Source organism: Thermoflavimicrobium dichotomicum (assembly GCF_900114055.1).
GTDB classification, from domain to species: domain Bacteria; phylum Bacillota; class Bacilli; order Thermoactinomycetales; family Thermoactinomycetaceae; genus Thermoflavimicrobium; species Thermoflavimicrobium dichotomicum.
Map to the genome: position 1 here is coordinate 326,938 of NZ_FORR01000001.1, position 16,619 is coordinate 343,556.

Annotated in this window: 15 protein-coding genes and 1 riboswitch; of the genes, 3 read left to right on the forward strand and 12 right to left on the reverse strand. The window is 40.3% G+C overall.

The genetic code is table 11. From position 1 onward, the window contains the following. Positions 1-17 precede the first annotated feature (17 nt). The 7 genes from glpX to BMZ78_RS01580 all read right to left on the reverse strand — a co-directional run bounded on the left by glpX (position 18) and on the right by BMZ78_RS01580 (position 5,958). The gene (gene glpX / locus BMZ78_RS01550) at positions 18-983 is read right to left on the reverse strand and encodes a class II fructose-bisphosphatase (protein WP_093227365.1); all 966 of its coding nucleotides are present in this window, start codon (positions 981-983) and stop codon (positions 18-20) included. Between the two features lie 86 nt (positions 984-1,069). Next, positions 1,070-2,308 (reverse strand): UDP-N-acetylglucosamine 1-carboxyvinyltransferase, encoded by a 1,239-nt coding sequence (locus BMZ78_RS01555; protein ID WP_093227366.1) that lies wholly within the window; start codon positions 2,306-2,308, stop codon positions 1,070-1,072. 82 nt (positions 2,309-2,390) lie between these two features. Next, positions 2,391-3,035, reverse strand: coding sequence for a fructose-6-phosphate aldolase (gene fsa / locus BMZ78_RS01560; protein WP_093227368.1), 645 nt, complete (start codon positions 3,033-3,035; stop codon positions 2,391-2,393). A gap of 250 nt (positions 3,036-3,285) precedes the next feature. After that, a complete protein-coding gene (gene fba / locus BMZ78_RS01565; RefSeq protein ID WP_093227370.1) occupies positions 3,286-4,140 on the reverse strand; it encodes a class II fructose-1,6-bisphosphate aldolase in 855 nt (284 codons plus the stop codon). A 212-nt stretch (positions 4,141-4,352) separates the two neighbouring features. Beyond that, positions 4,353-5,165: a 3-keto-5-aminohexanoate cleavage enzyme gene (kce, locus tag BMZ78_RS01570; RefSeq protein ID WP_093227371.1), complete on the reverse strand. Its 813-nt coding sequence runs from the start codon at positions 5,163-5,165 to the stop codon at positions 4,353-4,355. 19 nt (positions 5,166-5,184) lie between these two features. Further along, the gene (kal, locus tag BMZ78_RS01575; RefSeq protein ID WP_245739689.1) at positions 5,185-5,562 is read right to left on the reverse strand and encodes a 3-aminobutyryl-CoA ammonia lyase; all 378 of its coding nucleotides are present in this window, start codon (positions 5,560-5,562) and stop codon (positions 5,185-5,187) included. Between the two features lie 33 nt (positions 5,563-5,595). Further along, positions 5,596-5,958 carry a response regulator gene (locus tag BMZ78_RS01580; RefSeq protein WP_093227374.1) on the reverse strand — a complete coding sequence of 121 codons (363 nt, stop codon included), beginning with the start codon at positions 5,956-5,958 and terminating at the stop codon, positions 5,596-5,598. A 293-nt stretch (positions 5,959-6,251) separates the two neighbouring features. On the opposite strand from BMZ78_RS01580, the gene BMZ78_RS01585 reads away from it, so the two are divergent. Beyond that, entirely contained in the window at positions 6,252-6,773 is a 522-nt protein-coding gene (locus tag BMZ78_RS01585) for a GrpB family protein (protein WP_217644979.1), read from the forward strand. 192 nt (positions 6,774-6,965) lie between these two features. Here BMZ78_RS01585 and BMZ78_RS01590 read toward each other — a convergent pair whose 3' ends face one another. The 4 genes from BMZ78_RS01590 to BMZ78_RS01605 all read right to left on the reverse strand — a co-directional run bounded on the left by BMZ78_RS01590 (position 6,966) and on the right by BMZ78_RS01605 (position 13,860). Then, positions 6,966-8,087: a tetratricopeptide repeat protein gene (locus BMZ78_RS01590; protein ID WP_093227376.1), complete on the reverse strand. Its 1,122-nt coding sequence runs from the start codon at positions 8,085-8,087 to the stop codon at positions 6,966-6,968. 354 nt (positions 8,088-8,441) lie between these two features. Continuing rightward, the gene (locus BMZ78_RS01595) at positions 8,442-11,549 is read right to left on the reverse strand and encodes an efflux RND transporter permease subunit (RefSeq protein WP_093227377.1); all 3,108 of its coding nucleotides are present in this window, start codon (positions 11,547-11,549) and stop codon (positions 8,442-8,444) included. 266 nt (positions 11,550-11,815) lie between these two features. Continuing rightward, a complete protein-coding gene (locus tag BMZ78_RS01600; protein ID WP_175482234.1) occupies positions 11,816-13,189 on the reverse strand; it encodes a HAMP domain-containing sensor histidine kinase in 1,374 nt (457 codons plus the stop codon). Continuing rightward, entirely contained in the window at positions 13,186-13,860 is a 675-nt protein-coding gene (locus BMZ78_RS01605; RefSeq protein ID WP_093227380.1) for a response regulator transcription factor, read from the reverse strand. Before BMZ78_RS01605 ends, BMZ78_RS01600 begins: the two co-directional genes overlap by 4 nt. Before the next feature lie 176 nt (positions 13,861-14,036). On the opposite strand from BMZ78_RS01605, the gene BMZ78_RS01610 reads away from it, so the two are divergent. Further along, positions 14,037-14,951 carry a ketopantoate reductase family protein gene (locus BMZ78_RS01610; protein ID WP_093227382.1) on the forward strand — a complete coding sequence of 305 codons (915 nt, stop codon included), beginning with the start codon at positions 14,037-14,039 and terminating at the stop codon, positions 14,949-14,951. Positions 14,952-15,002: 51 nt separating this feature from the next. Here BMZ78_RS01610 and BMZ78_RS01615 read toward each other — a convergent pair whose 3' ends face one another. Then, a complete protein-coding gene (locus BMZ78_RS01615; protein ID WP_093227383.1) occupies positions 15,003-15,317 on the reverse strand; it encodes a cytochrome C oxidase subunit IV family protein in 315 nt (104 codons plus the stop codon). A 210-nt stretch (positions 15,318-15,527) separates the two neighbouring features. After that, positions 15,528-15,663: riboswitch (FMN riboswitch) on the forward strand. A gap of 266 nt (positions 15,664-15,929) precedes the next feature. Here BMZ78_RS01615 and BMZ78_RS01620 point away from each other — a divergent pair. Next, the gene (locus BMZ78_RS01620; RefSeq protein ID WP_245739690.1) at positions 15,930-16,520 is read left to right on the forward strand and encodes an ECF transporter S component; all 591 of its coding nucleotides are present in this window, start codon (positions 15,930-15,932) and stop codon (positions 16,518-16,520) included. Positions 16,521-16,619 lie beyond the last annotated feature (99 nt).

Genomic DNA, 16,619 nt, shown 5'->3' on the forward strand with positions numbered 1-16,619 from the left:
ACGCAATCTCTCTAAATTTATTTGATAACCAAATTCGGTTTTTTCTCTAGACGATGAGTACCTTCTATAAACCGAACGGTACCTGTTTTTGCACGCATAACAAGAGAATGGGTTGTCACCAGGTTCCCGTTATAACGGACTCCCTTTAACAATTCTCCATCTGTTACTCCTGTTGCTGCAAAAATGGCATCTTCACCTTTTACCATATCTTCCATACGCAATACTTTTCTCGGGTCAGACAAACCCATTTTAATACATCTTTCATATTGTGCTTCATCTTCTGGTACAAGACGCCCTTGAATTTCACCACCCAAACACTTGAGTGCGACGGCTGCCAGCACACCTTCTGGTGCTCCACCCGTACCAAATAAGATATCTACACCTGTATCAGGAAATCCCGTATTGACTGCCGCTGCTACATCTCCATCTGAAATCAATTTGATTCGAGCGCCTGCTTTGCGAATTTCTTCAATCAGTTTCGCATGTCGAGGTCGATCTAACACCACTGCTACTACATCTTCCATATCCTTTCCAGTAGCACGAGCCACTGCTTTTAAATTATCTTCTACGGGTGCATCCAAATCAATTTGACCAACTGCCTTTGGCCCTACTGCTATCTTTTCCATGTACATATCAGGAGCATGAAGCAATCCGCCCCGGTCAGACACTGCCACGACAGATAAAGAGTTCCACAGACCTTTTGCTACAATGTTTGTACCTTCCAATGGATCTACTGCCACATCTACTTCAGGCAGATAACCCAATCCCAAACGTTCCCCGATATATAACATGGGTGCTTCGTCCATTTCCCCTTCACCAATGACAACTGTACCGCGCATAGGAATCGTATCAAACACTTTACGCATCGCCGAAGTGGCAGCTTCATCTGCTTCATTTTTCTTGCCTAACCCCATCCAACGGCCTGCTGCAATGGCAGCCGCTTCAGTTACACGTACCAATTCCATTGTTAAACTTCTTTCCATACACGTTCATCCCCTTTTTCAGACCAGTATGTCATAAAATCCACAAATAGTGTAACATATAGAGCAACTATGTTACATTTTAGTTTTTATATTTCCACACTTAATGATCGCAATTTGAAAAGTAACTGTTCATAACCTCGTTCTAATTGTTCCCATCCAATGATGGTTGTTTCTCGCTTCGCAATCAGTCCAGCGATCAATAGAGCTGCTGCAGTTCGTATATCTTCAGCATAAACTTTGGTTCCAACAAGGGGAGTTGGTCCATCAATCACAGCTGTCCGACCATCTAGCCGGATCTTGGCTCCCATCTTGATAAGCGGTTGAATATGTGAAAAACGGGATAGATGAACGTGTTCTGATACCAGGCTGGTTCCTTCGGCTTGAGTTAAGAGGACAGTAAAAAGCGGTTGTAAGTCTGTAGGAAAGCCAGGGTAAGGAAGTGTTTTAATATCAACAGAAGTATAAGGGGAACGTCCAGATACAACCAAGGACTCATGATCTTCAAAAATGGCAACTCCCATTTCCCTTAATTTGGCAGAAAGAGGTTCGATATGTTTAGGGATCACCTGATCAATCAGTACTTCGCCACGGGTAGCTGCCGCTGCAATCATGAATGTCCCCGCTTCAATCCGGTCTGGAATCACCGTATGATAACAACCGTGTAACTTATGAACTCCCTTAATCCGGATCGTATCTGTACCTGCACCAATAATATCGGCTCCCATGGAATTAAGCAGAATCGCCACATCAATGACTTCAGGCTCTTTCGCTGCATTTTCAATGACAGTAAGACCCTCGGCCATAACAGCAGCCAACATAATATTAATTGTGGCCCCTACACTAACTTCATCCAGATAAATACGCGCCCCTTGGAGTCGAGGAGCAACTAATCGAATCATATCATCAACTTGGGTAACTTTTGCTCCCAATGCTCGAAAACCTTTTAGATGTTGGTCAATCGGGCGAGATCCAATCTCACATCCACCAGGCAATCCAACAATCGCTTCCCCAAATCGCCCAAGCATCACTCCCATCAAGTAATAGGAGGCACGTAACTGAGATGCTTTTCTACTAGGTAATGGTAATGAATGAACCCCACTTGGGTCAATCGTTAATTGATTTCCTGACCAATTTGCTTTAACTCCAATATCTTGGATGATTTTGATATAGGCGAGAACATCGCGGATGACCGGAACATTATCCAAAACAGTTGGGGTATCAGATAGTAATGTGGCGGGAATGAGGGCAACAGCACTATTCTTGGCTCCACTGATTTGCACACTTCCAAAGAGTGTTTGTTCACCTTTGATCACCAGTTTGTCCATATATAACCTCTTCCTTTGGGCCACAAGCAAAATGAATCAGGCGGAAGGTATCCTCTACCAACCGCCAGAAACGGCGCTGCCCTTACTGATTCGCTTTCTTCCAATCCGCTTCAAATTTTTCGATTCCTTGATCTGTTAGAGGATGTTGAACAATCTGTTTTAACACTTTATATGGCACAGTTGCTATATGCGCACCAGCCAATGCAGCTTGTGTAACATGAACAGGATGGCGAACACTAGCCGCAATGATTTCGGTCTTTATATCATGAATCGTATAAATTTCAGCGACTTGCTGAATTAACTGCATACCATCATGACCAATATCATCTAAACGACCAATAAACGGGCTAACAAATGTCGCACCTGACCTTGCAGCCATCAACGCTTGATTGGCTGAAAAGATCAAAGTAACATTGGTCTTGATCCCTTTTTTCGCAAAATGATGAACCGCTTTTAGTCCTTCCAATGTCATCGGTACTTTAATCGTAATATTAGGAGCAATTTGTGCCAGTTTTTCTCCTTCTTCAATCATTCCCTGTGCTTCACGGCTAATTACTTCTGCACTGACAGGCCCTTCCACAAAACTGACAATTTCTTTCAATACTTCTTCAAATACCCGACCCGACTTGGCAATCAAGCTAGGATTGGTGGTTACTCCTGCCAAAAGCCCCAGCTCATGTACTTCTCTTATTTCATCAACAATAGCTGTATCGATAAAAAATTTCATGGTGATACTCCTCCATATTCATTGATAAAACTCAACCATGAAGGGAATGGCACCGCCTGATTCGTTTTTCCTTCTGATCCCCAAACAGCATAAAAGCGGAGAACTCCCCCATCGCTTTTCGCTATTTTACTTGGGCTTCCATGATTTTAAATGCTGAATTCAAGTGAGGCCTTTGCTTTACGAGGAAGAGAGGAGGGGAACCAACCTCTTCTCTTCCGATTATCATCCATTGTTATTTTAGTTTTGAAACTTACGCTTTACCAGAGCTTCCAAAGAGGCGCATTTTTTGTTTTATCACTTCTTTAATTGCATCACGAGCTGGACCCAGGTATTTGCGTGGATCAATGACTTCTGGCTTTGCTCCCAAAATATCACGAATCACATTGGTGCAAGCCACTTGATTTTCAGTATTTACATTAATCTTGCCTACACCGAGCGCAATCGATTTTCTAATGGATTCGTCCGGTACACCAGAACCACCATGTAATACAATGGGGGCTTCAATATTTTTGCTTACTTTTTCAATAATGTCAAAGCGAATTTTAGGTTCTCCTTTATACATACCATGTGCTGTACCCACTGCAATCGCCATTGCATCCACTTGGGTTTCTTCCCAGAAACGAATGGCTTCTTCCGGTTTCGCCAGCATGGCATCTTCTTCAGCTACATTCAGATCATCTTCAACTCCACCAATGGTACCCAATTCTCCTTCAACAGAGACACCCACAGCATGAGCTGCTTCTACAACTTTTTTGGTCAAACGAATATTTTCTTCCAATGGATAATGTGAACCATCAAACATAACAGAGGAAAACCCAGCCCGAATACATTTCATAACCATTTCAAAACTACTGCCATGATCCAGATGCAAAGCAACAGGAAGTCCGGATTCCTCTGCTGCTACCTTAGCCAGAGCAACCACATTGTTCAAGCCCATATAACGAATAGCGCCTTCACTTGCTCCAAAAATCAACGGAGAACGCTCTTCGATGGCTGCTTCAATAATCGCTTGTGTAAACTCAAGGTTATTCATATTAAATTGACCAACAGCAAACCCTTCTTTTTTCGCCCGAGGTAAAAATTCAGTCATGGGTACAAGTGGCATAATATGTAGATCTGCTACTTAATACAAACCGGCTCAAGACTCGATCACTATTTATTTTGGAACAGTCCTTGGTTGGATATCCATATCGGTTGTTTAAGCAGCAGACATTCCCTCCTTTAATTGATTTTTGGGATCGATGGACTGCTCCTTTTCCAATCACTAAATGATGCTATCTTTTCAATTTGACATTATATCACTAACAACCTTACTGTTCACCTACATAAATCTAATATTTGTCTTGCTTCATCAGGTGTGGCAATTTCTCGATCCATTTCCCGGGCAATACGCACAACTCTCTCAACCAGTTGGGCGTTGGTCGCCAGCTCACCTTTGCGATAATAGATATTATCTTCCAGTCCGACACGAACATGCCCTCCCAGGACCACTCCCAATGCAGCCATAGGCAACTGATGACGTCCAATGCCTGCTACCGTCCAGGTAGCGCCTTTCGGCAATTGATTCACCATATGTAACAAATTTTCAGCAGTAGCTGGAATCCCTCCTGGAACCCCCATGACGAAATCGAAATGAAGATGCCCAGTTACATATCCTTTTTTCACTAAATGTAGAGCATTAGCTATCATGCCCACATCAAAGATTTCAAATTCTGGGCGGACACCATATTTTTGCATTTCTTGTGCAAAAGTAACGATTATCTCAGGCGAATTCATAAATACACCAGATCCAAAATTTACCGTTCCAGTAGTTAAAGTAGCCATTTCCGGTTTGAGCGAGAGTGGTTGTAACCGTTCTCCTGCAGTCATCCCCACTGCCCCACCCGTTGATACTTGAACAATGATATTACAACGTTTGCGAATCTCATGAATAGCTTGTCGATATAATTCACGATCCTGGGAAGGATGGCCATTCTGATCACGTACGTGAATATGGGCAATGGAAGCTCCGGCTTCACACGCCTCTGCTGCCGCTTCCCCAATCTCTTCAGGCGTAACGGGCAGATAGGGAGTATCTTCTTTTTTCAACTCTGCCCCTACCAGAGCCACCGTAATCATCAATTTATTCACAGGATACTCCTCCCTGATCCTATCGATCTTTCGGAACGACACAAATACCCGAAGCTTTCGCCACTAAAACCGGCTGATCCAAAACACGGGCAAGATAGGGGCGTTCAGGATCACGACTTGCTTCAATTACCTTGTATGCCTCAAATGTGATTCGGCGTGATGTATTGCCTACCTTTTCCAAACGTCCAACAGCTTCAATAAAATCACCAGCGTAAACTGGAGCTTTGAATACGACCTCATCATAAGCAACAAACAGTCCTTCATCTCCATCATGCCGAATCAGAATTTCAGTCGCCACATCGCCAAATAGCCCCAAAATCCGTGCACCATCAACCAAATTGCCTCCATAATGCGCATCCTGTTGGCTCATTCGAATTCGAATCATCGCTTCCATCATGCCTGTCACCTCATGATGTATTATTTTCAAAGGCTACGAAACCAGTTGTCTGATGACTTCAGATCGCAATTCCTCGATATCAAATGGTTTGGTAAAATGACCTAAAGCACCGAGTTTCGCTGCTTCATCTACCATATCCAGCTCCCCATATGCCGTCATCATGATCACTTTCGTTTTTGTATCAATACGGCGTAATCTACGCAGTAATTCCAATCCATCCATTCCAGGCATTTTCATATCAAGCAAAATGAGGTCGGGTTTCTCCAGTCGTATAATTTCCAGTGCTTGCTTCCCATTGGCCGCTTGAAAAACAATCAAGTTATCCTTGGCAAACACCTCTTTCAAGAGAACACGTATGCCATACTGATCATCTACAACCAACACTTTCTTATACATGTTCCTGCTCCCTTCTTTCCATTTGGCCCTATACCCAACTCTTTTTTTGCTTTTGAGTATATTCCGTATCTATTGATCTTTTTCCTGCATATTAAAATAAAAATTAAATATTATGTAAATCTTTGGATCAGCAATTCTTTAAAGAATATGTCGACATAGTAGAATAGTTCACATAAAAATGAAGTACATTTCCATTCATTCTTCATTCTCTCCTTGATACAGTTTTAATAATTTATATAATAATGATAAAATGAAAAATACAGACAAACATGATTCGGTATCTGGTGATGATTATGAAGCGAAAAGTAATCGTGGTTCCTTACCAACAAGAATGGCCCTTTTTATTTCAAAAGGAAGCCCAGCATTTAAGCAATATTTTTCAGCCTATTCTTGTTGATATTCACCATATCGGCAGCACTTCGGTTCCAAATCTAGCCTCCAAACCGATTATTGATATATTGGTTGTTGTCAAGGAAATCAGGAAAGTTGACTTGTTTGAAGACCTAATGAAACATTCAGGGTATATCGCTAAAGGGGAAAATGGCATTACAGGTCGACGCTTCTTTTATAAAGGAGAAAGGGTGCGGACACATCATGTTCACGTTTTCGAGGAAGGAAACTCACATATTCTACGCCATTTGGCATTTTGTGAGTATCTACGCACACACCGTGAAGATCGTCAAAGATATGAGCATCTAAAAAAGAAATTGGCGAATCAATTTCCAGAAGATATAGAAGGCTATATGACCGGAAAAGCCCCGCTGATTAAAGAGATTGAACAAAAAGCAATGAAATGGTATTTGAATCGTATTTGATTAAAGATCAAAGCTACGATTCCTTCTTGAAGTCGCAGCTTTGATGCTAATAAAGGCCAGGCTGAAAAGCGAAAACCAGGCAGCAAGTCCAGTCTTGTAACCATGGCAAAAATTCTATGAACCGCAGGAATTGCGGAGATGACTTGATCCATATCCTACCTGTAGATGGGATTTCCCAAGAATCACCTGATTTCAGTTATGTGAATCTTCATGCTTGGTCTTATCCATTTTTGAATCTTCATCATCTACTTTCAATAATTCCTGTTTCAAATTTGTAATTGCATCATCCTGCAGGTTATTTTCACCGGCCTTCAATTTTTCTCTCTCCAGCAAATATTGATACTTGTTAATAATTCGAATCGCTTGTTTAATCGCCTGATTTTCCTGTTTAATATCTTCATCCTGCAAAATCTTGTAAGCATGCCGAAGTGGATCTTCTGCTTTCTTCTTTGCTTCTTTGATCAATTGTTCTTTCCATTCAAGCACATCTTCCTGCTGGATATCCCAATTTGTCACTTCTTTTTCAACGAGATAAACATGCTCTGGATCTTTCTCCAAAAATCGACGAAGAGTATCGACAGCACGGACATCTTGATCTTCCTGATTATACCAGCGGATCAACATGAGCCAAGCTTCCTTGTGATAATGATGTTCCTTCAGATGTCTTTCCATATAACGAAAAGCATATTCTGCATATTTTCTTGTTGGCAAAGCAATCTGGTCCCGTTTTAGATGCTGGTTCCAATTAAACAATGCCAAGAAATATTTATCCCAAATTTCCGGGCACCTTTGCTTGGCCTGATTTAACCGTTTTTCCAAGGAACGGAACTCTTTGGATTCGGCAATAACAGGCGCTGTCAATATTTGAATGGCCTCTATGACATTGTTCACCCTTTCGTTAAACTCGTGTTGCAACTGGTCATTTAACTGATTAAATTGCTGGTCTATCCTTTGTTTATGTTTTTTGAACAACTCTTCGACTTTTTGATTATATTTCTCTCCTTCTTCCTCAATAATTTCCTTAAATTTTATCGCCTGGAAATAACCATAAAAGGTTAAGACAAATCCACTTACAGTCACAATAATTCCCAATGCAGTCAGAATAAAATTGGCGTTATCCATCTGTCGTTCAAATGAAGCAATCCGCTCTTGTGTATTTTCTGCCAGAGAAATAGCAGGTTGTGAGCTCAGTTTCCCACTATTGGCAAAGCCAATGTATATGACCCATATAATCGCTAAAGCCAAAATAAAAACGGGCACATACTTCACAGTTAAAAACCAATGTGTCTTCTTCATTTTTCTATTTTTATTCATATACTCACCACCTTTTATATTTTTATATTATCATAATTTATCCAAATTAAATAATTAATACAATAAAAACATGAATTAAAAGTATATTACCAGGTTTCTGATGATTGATTCTATTATTTCATATCCATTCTCTTTTTTGTAGAAATAGAAAAGAGGATACATTTCCATGACAAATACTCCTCTTAAATCGTGTCATATAAAAAAGTAATACCAGGTATGACTCAGATAGTTGACAAAGGGGTTCAAAAACGAATCCCTTCATTGGTCAACATCATAAACAGCCATATCCCGGTATTACCGGATCATTCATGAATGAAAATTCATTTTAAAAGTAAATGTTACATCGCTTTTACTTTAAGCTGTTTTTTCGCTTCCGATCTGATCGATTTCCTCTTCAAATCTTTCTTTATTTCGACGGAATCGGTCTACTGCCCGATAAAAGGAAGGAACAATGACTAATGTCAACAAAGTAGAGGTGGTAAGTCCTCCTATCACGGTAATCGCCAATCCTTTAGAAATGAGAATGGCAGACAGAGATTCAGTATCACTTGACAAAGCCAATGGGATGAGCGCAAAGACAGTGGCTACCGCTGTCATCAAGATTGGACGCAACCGAACTTTTCCTGCTTCGACAATTGCTTCATCTACATCCATTCCTTTTCTGCGGTTATTCTCAACCCGGTCAAGGAGCACAACTGCATTGGTTACAACAATTCCAATCAACATCAAGATCCCAATTAACGCACTCAATGACAGAGGCTGTTTCGCCAGCAACAAAGATCCAAAAGATCCGATGGGTACAAAGAGGATCGAGGTTAAAATCACAAGCGGTGTTAACAAGCCTTGGAAGGTAATGCTTAGCAACAGGAATACCAAACCAATGGCAGTTAACATCGCAATACCCATTTTGGCAAATTCTTTATTGATCTCCTCACTGCCTCCAGTGGTTTTTAAACTGACTCCTTCTGGCAGTTTCAATGCTGCGACATCTTTTTGCACTTTTTGCGAAACAGCATACACATCGTTACCTTTTACCTGTGCCGTTACATTTGCCAATGTATGTCCATCTTCCCGTTTGATGTCAATGGGCGTTTTCTCTTCCACCAAGTTGGCTACTTCTTTTAATGGTTTTTCACCACTGGATGTAGGTATTTTCAAGTCAAGCAATTTCTCTTTGCTGGTCATTTTCTTGTCATATGCAATGGTTAAGTTGATTTTATCTTGATTCAACTTGTAGTCTACGATTTCAACAGGTTGCAGCTGATCATTCATGAAGCCCATGAGCTGGTTTGGATCCAGATTCAAGTCTTTTCCTTTTTGGTTGAGAGAAATGGACCACTTTGTACGTACTTCGTTCATTTCATTTTTTACATTTTTTAACTGATCATTTTGTTTTAACAGATCTTCCACTTGTTTTGAAGCTTTTTCTAACGCTAAGAGATCATCTCCATATAATTCGATATTAATATTGTTTCCTTGATTTTCAGCTCCCATCGAATATTCATCCACACTTACTTCTGCTTGTGGCACTTCTGCTTTAACCAAGTTGGTGATCTCCCTTTTCATGGAGGACATCATCTGGTCAGCCGTATATCCCTTTTTCAGCCGAACCATAAAACGTGCTTCATTCTCTTTTTTCTGCATGGACATCATATCGACGGATTGTCCAACTTCCGCACTACTATATTCGATTTCTTTTTTATTCTTTAGATAGTTTTCCACTTTCTTCGCTACTTCATCTGTTTTTTTCAATTCGGTCGTCGCTGGCAGCACCATCCCCACCATTAATGCAGAACTGCTACCGGATGGCATCAACGAAAAGCCCAACATTGGCACCAGAGAAACAGATCCGATCAACAAGAGAATGGCTAACGCAATAACCCATCCTCTTCTCTTTAATGCCAATCGTAACAGTTTCTCATAACCACTTGCCAACTTCCCTTCTGTTTCCTTATGTTTCACTTTGGTAAGAAAGGCTTTTCCCAATACAGGAATCAACATAATCGCAACGAGCAAAGAGGTAAGGATCGAGAACGCCACGGCTAAAGCAAATGGACGGAATAACTCACCTGCATAGCCTTCAATCAGTGCGAGCGGCAAAAATACGACACAGGTAACAAAGGTAGAGGAAGCTACTGCGCTCATCACTTCTTTTGTAGCTTGGAAAGCAATCTCTTTCCGACTGAACTGATTCCCTCTTTCTTGTAACCAACGATAGATATTTTCGATGACTACAATACTATCATCAACAATCCGACCTACTGCTACAGCCAATCCACCCAAAGTCATGACATTTAGCGTATAACCGACTTGATCCAATACCGTAATCGTGAGCAAAATTGAAACAGGTAACGAGATAATTGAAATGATCGTCGCACGGAAACTACGCAAGAACAGCGCAATCACAACAACTGTAAACAGAGCACCAAACAATCCTTCTTTTACGAGTTTGGAGATAGACGTTTCTATTTCATTCCCAAAACTGAAAATGGGATATACTTGATAATTGGCTTCAGATTTATACTTATCAATGACTTTTTGAACAGCTTTGGTCAATTCAACAGTATTTCCGCTTTTCTCTTTCGTAACGGAAATGACAAAAGCAGGCTCTTGATTAAAACGAGAAATCTCTGTATCTTCACTTGTTTGTTTAATCGTAGCAATATCAGACAGTTTCACTTTAGGTGAAACAGCTGAAGGTTGTCCAGGCTGTCCAGCACCTGTTGCCGCATTTGATGTAATGGTCAACTCTTTTAAGTCATTAATGGATCGCAGATCTCCTTTTATATCCACAGGAATGGTTTTTCCATCACTTTCAACTGCTCCAACAGTCATATCGGTATTTTTCGCGTTTAATGTTTCCTTTATCGTTTGCAGGCTAATTCCTTTTGCTTTTGCTTTATCCTGGTTTACTTCAATCAACCATTTGGCTTTCTTTTCTCCTTGTACATCGACGTTTGCAATTCCATTAATCTTTTTAAGTTCAGGAATAATGGTATTGTTTAATTTTTGCTGTAACTGATCCGGATTTTTGGAAGTCAAAGCGAAGTAATAAATGGTATTCATCGCATTGTCATTACTTAAAATCTGGCGTTCAGCATGTTCAGGGATTTTAAGGCTGTTAACTATGGCCTCTAACTTACTATTCACTTTATCCAAATCGGTTCCATAAGGATATTCTACTTGAACACTGACCATATGGCTGGAAGTTGTGCTAACCACTTTTTGCGCTTCATTGGCAGCCATAATTTTTTCTTCTAGTGGTCTGGTAATGGTCTTTTCATTTTCTTCCGCAGATTGTCCAGGAACAGAAATCTGAATCCACAATGCCGGATAAGAAGTATCAGGCATAATCTCTTTAGAAATTTGTGTAGCTGTAAACAATCCTCCGCCTAAAACGAGCAAGCAGAGAATGAACAAGGCGATCCCGTTTTTTAAACTCCACTGTGTCAGTCGAAACATCTGGTTACCAACCCTCCATTTGTTTTGTCCATGCTGAATGTATCATGTCAATATGAACTCAGTATGAACAGAATAATGATAGATACAAAAAAAATTTGACAGATAATTGACGAAAATTATATCGATAATGGATATACTGAGGCTGTTGACAAACCCGGTTTTCCTTTTCCAGTTGAGCAGAGGAAAATGAACCCCTATGCTAAAATGAATCCTTGGATAACATTCTGACATAGCTTCCTCATCAAAACTTCAGTCCGTTTCTCCATTTATTTCAAGTACTTTCGTCTCGATTGTTTTAAGGGAAGAGTGACAATAAAGGTACTTCCTTGTCCCGGCTTGCTTTTTACATGAATCTCCCCCCGATGTATTTCAACAATTTTCTTTACAATGGCCAATCCAATCCCGCTACCACTTTTCCTGGATCGTGATTTATCCACCTTGTAAAATCGATCAAATATCCGTTTTTGATCTTCTTCTGCAATACCAATGCCGGTATCTTCAATACAAACATTCACCTGCCGCACCCATTTCACCAGACGAACCCGGATACGACCGCCTTCAGGCGTGTATTTAATACTGTTGTGTATCAGATTAATCCACACTTGCTTCAGCAACTCTTTATCTGCTTCTATTCGCTGTTTCGCCAAATCCACTTCAACTTCTATCTTTTTTTGTGTCCACTCTGATTCGGTATAAAGAATGACATCACGAATCTGTTCATCCAGCCAAAACGTTTCCGGCTCAAAAGGATGATGATCGGACTCTAACGAAGATAGACGCAGTAAATTTTCTGTCAACTTCGATAACCGTTCACTTTCTGATTCAATAATATCCAAATACTCCCACCTCTCCTCTTGTGAAAGATTTTTATGTTTTAACACCTTCGAAAAACCACGAATCGACGTGAGAGGAGACTGGATTTCATGTGAAACATCTGAGATAAATTCCTTACGCATTTGCTCCATTTTCTTCAAATCCTGTGCCATCGATTCAAAACTCCTGGCCAGCTCTCCAATCTCATCTTTTCTTGTCAGATTTAACTTGACATCAAAATTCCCTTTGGCCAGCTGTTTTGTCACTTTTGTCATGTTCTTGAGCGGTTTTATGATATATTGAGAAGCAACTGCAATCAAAAGACTTCCCGTAAGTAGCACACAAAAAAACCCCAAGTACACAATTTGAATAAATCCCTTTTCTAATGCTGATTCATCACTGGTATACACAAATAAAGCATACCTTTTATTCTCTTTTTGAAAAGGTAAACCGACAATCGGGTGAAATCGATCTCTTGCATCTTCCCGGTATACATTTCCCTTGATTACCTGCTCTACCTTTTGTGGTGAGATTTGTTCGTCTTTATGAAGATTTTCTCCAAACGTCTTCAATAATCCAGACGAGTCATACAGGCGAAAATTCACAAACATGGACTTATGCAACAAATCCATAATCGATTCCATCTCTTTTAAACTTCGTTTTTCATACAAAGCAATAAAACTCTGTCCTTGCTTGATCAAATATTGCTCTTGTTCATCTCCATACTTACTTTCAAGTAACAGATAAATCGTTACAAGTCCAGCGATAATACTGACGATCACCGTCCCGATATAGACGATTACAATTCGTGTATACAAAGTTTTCATTTCTTTACCTCCAACCGATACCCCAAACCACGGACAGTCACAATCATAAATTGATCCGCCCATGGTTTAAAGCGCTGACGCAGGCGCTTAATATGTACATCAACCGTGCGTTCATCCCCTTCATAGTCCATTCCCCAAATCTGTTCGATTAATTGAGCACGGGTAAACGTTTTTCCCGGATAACTTACCAATTTAAATAACAGTTGAAATTCTTTCTGAGGGAGAGACCAACTTTTTCCCGCAACCGTCACTGTTTGTTCCCTTTTATTTAACTGAATTTCACCGATGCTAATGGTCTCTGAAAAAGCAATTTGGTAACGTCTCAAAAGGGCTTTCACCCTCATTACGAGCTCAACAGGATCAAACGGTTTTACCAGATAATCATCTGTTCCCACTTGAAATCCCTTGACTTTATCGGCTCTTTCCCCTTTGGCTGTTACCATGAGGATGGGGATCGAAAAAGAGCGGCGAATTTCTTCACATATAGTAAAACCATCCTTGTATGGCAACATAATATCGAGAATGACCAAATCAATGACTTGACTGTACATTTGATTTAATGCTTCTTCTCCATCGTCTGCTTGAACCACTTCAAATCCTTCCATCTCCAAATACACTTTGATCAAACGCTGAATATGGGGATCATCCTCTATAACCAAAATTCGTGCCATTTTATGACCACCTTGCTTTCATTTCCCAGTCTATCCTAATCCATAACCAATGATTTTACTTTTTGATACTCTCATTATAGAATGAAAATAATTCAGGTTCGTTGGTCAAGAAATTAACAACCACAACAAGAATAGCTAAAAGAATCAAACTTGTACATAAAAAGGGGAGAAAATACATGCGGGTATTAGTGGTCGGGGCTGGAGGAGTTGGTGGCTACTTTGGTGGACGTCTAGTGCAAAAGGGAGTCGATGTCACTTTTCTTGTACGTCCACGTCGCAAACAGCAATTGGATCAAGAAGGCCTAATCATTCATAGTGTGCATGGTAATGCCTCCCTTCGGGTAAAAACGCTACAAGCGGGAGACAAGAGTGATCCCTTTGACCTCATCTTACTCTCAGTAAAAGCCTATCATTTAGATGAAGCTCTTCACTCACTCCATCCTTATGTGAGTAAAAACACCACGATTTTGCCTTTACTCAATGGCATTAGCCATCTGGATAAACTGAAGCAAATGTTTGGCGAACCATTCGTTTTAGGCGGCTTATGCTTTATTGAATCCACTTTAAATCAAAATGGACATATTGAGCATTATAGTCCGCAACATGACTTGGTATATGGAGAGCTGGACGGCGAATACAGCGATCGCATCAAAAAGATCGAGCAATTATTTGCGGGTGCCAATCTGAACGCATATGCCAGTCGCCATATTATCAAGCGCATGTGGCATAAATATATTTTCATCAGTGCCATGAGTGGGATTACTTCACTGACGCGTAGTAGCCTGGGTCCCATCCTCACTTCACCTTATGGAAAAGAAGTATTGGAACGTCTGCTCCATGAAATTATCGCCATCGCCAAAACTCAGGAACCATCCATTGATCCAGATATCGACTTGCAAATCATGAAAACAGTAACGGAAATATCACCCACATTCAAATCATCGATGCAACGTGATTTGGAAAAAGGATTACCAATTGAAACCGATCATCTGCACGGTACCCTGTTACGGTTAGCTCCTGAAAACCTGGATGCGCCTCTTTTAAAAACCGTATATAGTACCTTAATGATTTATGAACAAAGTCGAACATAGTCCAATGATGAAAACAAGCCAGCTACCGCTTTATGGCAGCTGGCTTATCATTTACATCAGTACAATTCCAACAGCTGAAACACTGGCAATCACGATGGCAAAAATCATGATGACAATAACAGTCCCATACCCTTTTTGGTCCAGATGCATAAAAGTAAATAATTGCAAGACAGCTTGTATGATGGCAGCAATAAGAATAATCCAAAAGGTTGTCTGTGTATCAAATTTCGGGAAAGCAACCAGATAAAATGCAATCGCTGTAAAAATAAGCATCAAGACAAAAGAGAAAAGATATTTCGTCACACCGCTTTTTAATCTTTTTTTCTCAACCGGAGCGTCAGGTCGATGGTATAAACCAGGTTTCATCCAACCATCACCTCAAAATGAATATACAATTCAATTTATTTGATTTTATGCCTATTTATATTATATACTAAATATTTTGTTTATGATGGGTATTTTTGCTTAATCGCCCACTAAAATAATCCTTCTAATCATATTGCAAAGAACAAATCTTTACTTTGACATTTTTTCATTTTTACATATAATAAAAGAAAAAAGTGAATAAAGATTCAATCGATCCTTCGGGGCAGGGTGGAATTCCCGACCGGCGGTGATGGCAATAAGCCTCAGTCCGTGACCCGCTCTATTAGCGGTGGATTCGGTGCAAATCCGAAACCGACAGTTACAGTCTGGATGGGAGAAGGATGACTTCACGTACGGTTTTAAACCGACAGGGGTTGAAATATGCCGTTTGACAAAGGGGTTTGTGTGCTTTTTTTCATATACAGGATCTCTTTGTCTCATGGTTACCTCTATGTTCAGCATTCTGGGGGCTTTTTTGTCTTTAGAGATGGCATCTTTCAACACGAAATCACTGAAAGCGGTCTCGCCCGGAGGAAGAATTTTCTTCTTTCGGGCTTTTTGATTCTTCCGTACGGGTTGTCATCAGACACACAAGATAAAGGAGTGTTTCTGATGCAACAACAAATGACTGAGCGTCATCATTTAACAAAAACCATCTTCCTGTCTTTACTTGGAGGAAGTGCTTTTCTGATTCAATATTTTGATTTTCCTATTCCGGGACTTCCCGCTTTTTTGAAAATTGACTTCAGTGAAATTCCAGCACTAATCGGTACTTTTATATACGGCCCAGTTGCGGGTATAATCATTGAGTTTTTTAAAAATCTGCTTCATTTTCTATTTCATGGAAGTGAAACAGGGGCGATCCCGTTAGGACAACTATCGAATTTCGTCGCTGGAAGCATTTTCATTACCGTCACTTATTTTATTAGCAAAAAGGTAAAGGGCCTGAAAGGCTTGCTATGGGGCTTAGGCATTGCTACATGTGTAACAACGATCCTGATGACTTTGGCGAACTATTTTGTTCTGTTTCCGCTCTATAGCCTTTTGATTCATTTGACATTTGCTGATCCGGAAAAATTAGCCATTGTCCTGTACGGTGTCGCCCCGTTTAATGTGATAAAAGGTTTCTTCATCACTTTGATTTTTATCCCACTCTACCTCAAAATGAAACCATACCTGGAAAGACATATTTCTTTTAGTTAATGGATCTTTTTTGCATATCATACCTCGATCTTTTTGATTTTATTTTCCATATCGATACAAAAAGAGCTGTTGGTTTAAACATAGCCAACAGCTCTTTTC

Coding starts and splice junctions, on each gene's coding strand:
- BMZ78_RS01580 (WP_093227374.1), bottom strand. CDS start 5,958: ATGTATAAGAAAGTGTTGGTTGTAGATGATCAGTATGGCATACGTGTT.
- glpX (WP_093227365.1), bottom strand. CDS start 983: ATGGAAAGAAGTTTAACAATGGAATTGGTACGTGTAACTGAAGCGGCT.
- fsa (WP_093227368.1), bottom strand. CDS start 3,035: ATGAAATTTTTTATCGATACAGCTATTGTTGATGAAATAAGAGAAGTA.
- BMZ78_RS01585 (WP_217644979.1), top strand. CDS start 6,252: ATGAAGCGAAAAGTAATCGTGGTTCCTTACCAACAAGAATGGCCCTTT.
- BMZ78_RS01555 (WP_093227366.1), bottom strand. CDS start 2,308: ATGGACAAACTGGTGATCAAAGGTGAACAAACACTCTTTGGAAGTGTG.
- BMZ78_RS01590 (WP_093227376.1), bottom strand. CDS start 8,087: ATGAATAAAAATAGAAAAATGAAGAAGACACATTGGTTTTTAACTGTG.
- BMZ78_RS01600 (WP_175482234.1), bottom strand. CDS start 13,189: ATGAAAACTTTGTATACACGAATTGTAATCGTCTATATCGGGACGGTG.
- fba (WP_093227370.1), bottom strand. CDS start 4,140: ATGCCACTTGTACCCATGACTGAATTTTTACCTCGGGCGAAAAAAGAA.
- BMZ78_RS01610 (WP_093227382.1), top strand. CDS start 14,037: ATGCGGGTATTAGTGGTCGGGGCTGGAGGAGTTGGTGGCTACTTTGGT.
- BMZ78_RS01605 (WP_093227380.1), bottom strand. CDS start 13,860: ATGGCACGAATTTTGGTTATAGAGGATGATCCCCATATTCAGCGTTTG.
- BMZ78_RS01615 (WP_093227383.1), bottom strand. CDS start 15,317: ATGAAACCTGGTTTATACCATCGACCTGACGCTCCGGTTGAGAAAAAA.
- BMZ78_RS01620 (WP_245739690.1), top strand. CDS start 15,930: ATGCAACAACAAATGACTGAGCGTCATCATTTAACAAAAACCATCTTC.
- BMZ78_RS01595 (WP_093227377.1), bottom strand. CDS start 11,549: ATGTTTCGACTGACACAGTGGAGTTTAAAAAACGGGATCGCCTTGTTC.
- kal (WP_245739689.1), bottom strand. CDS start 5,562: ATGATGGAAGCGATGATTCGAATTCGAATGAGCCAACAGGATGCGCAT.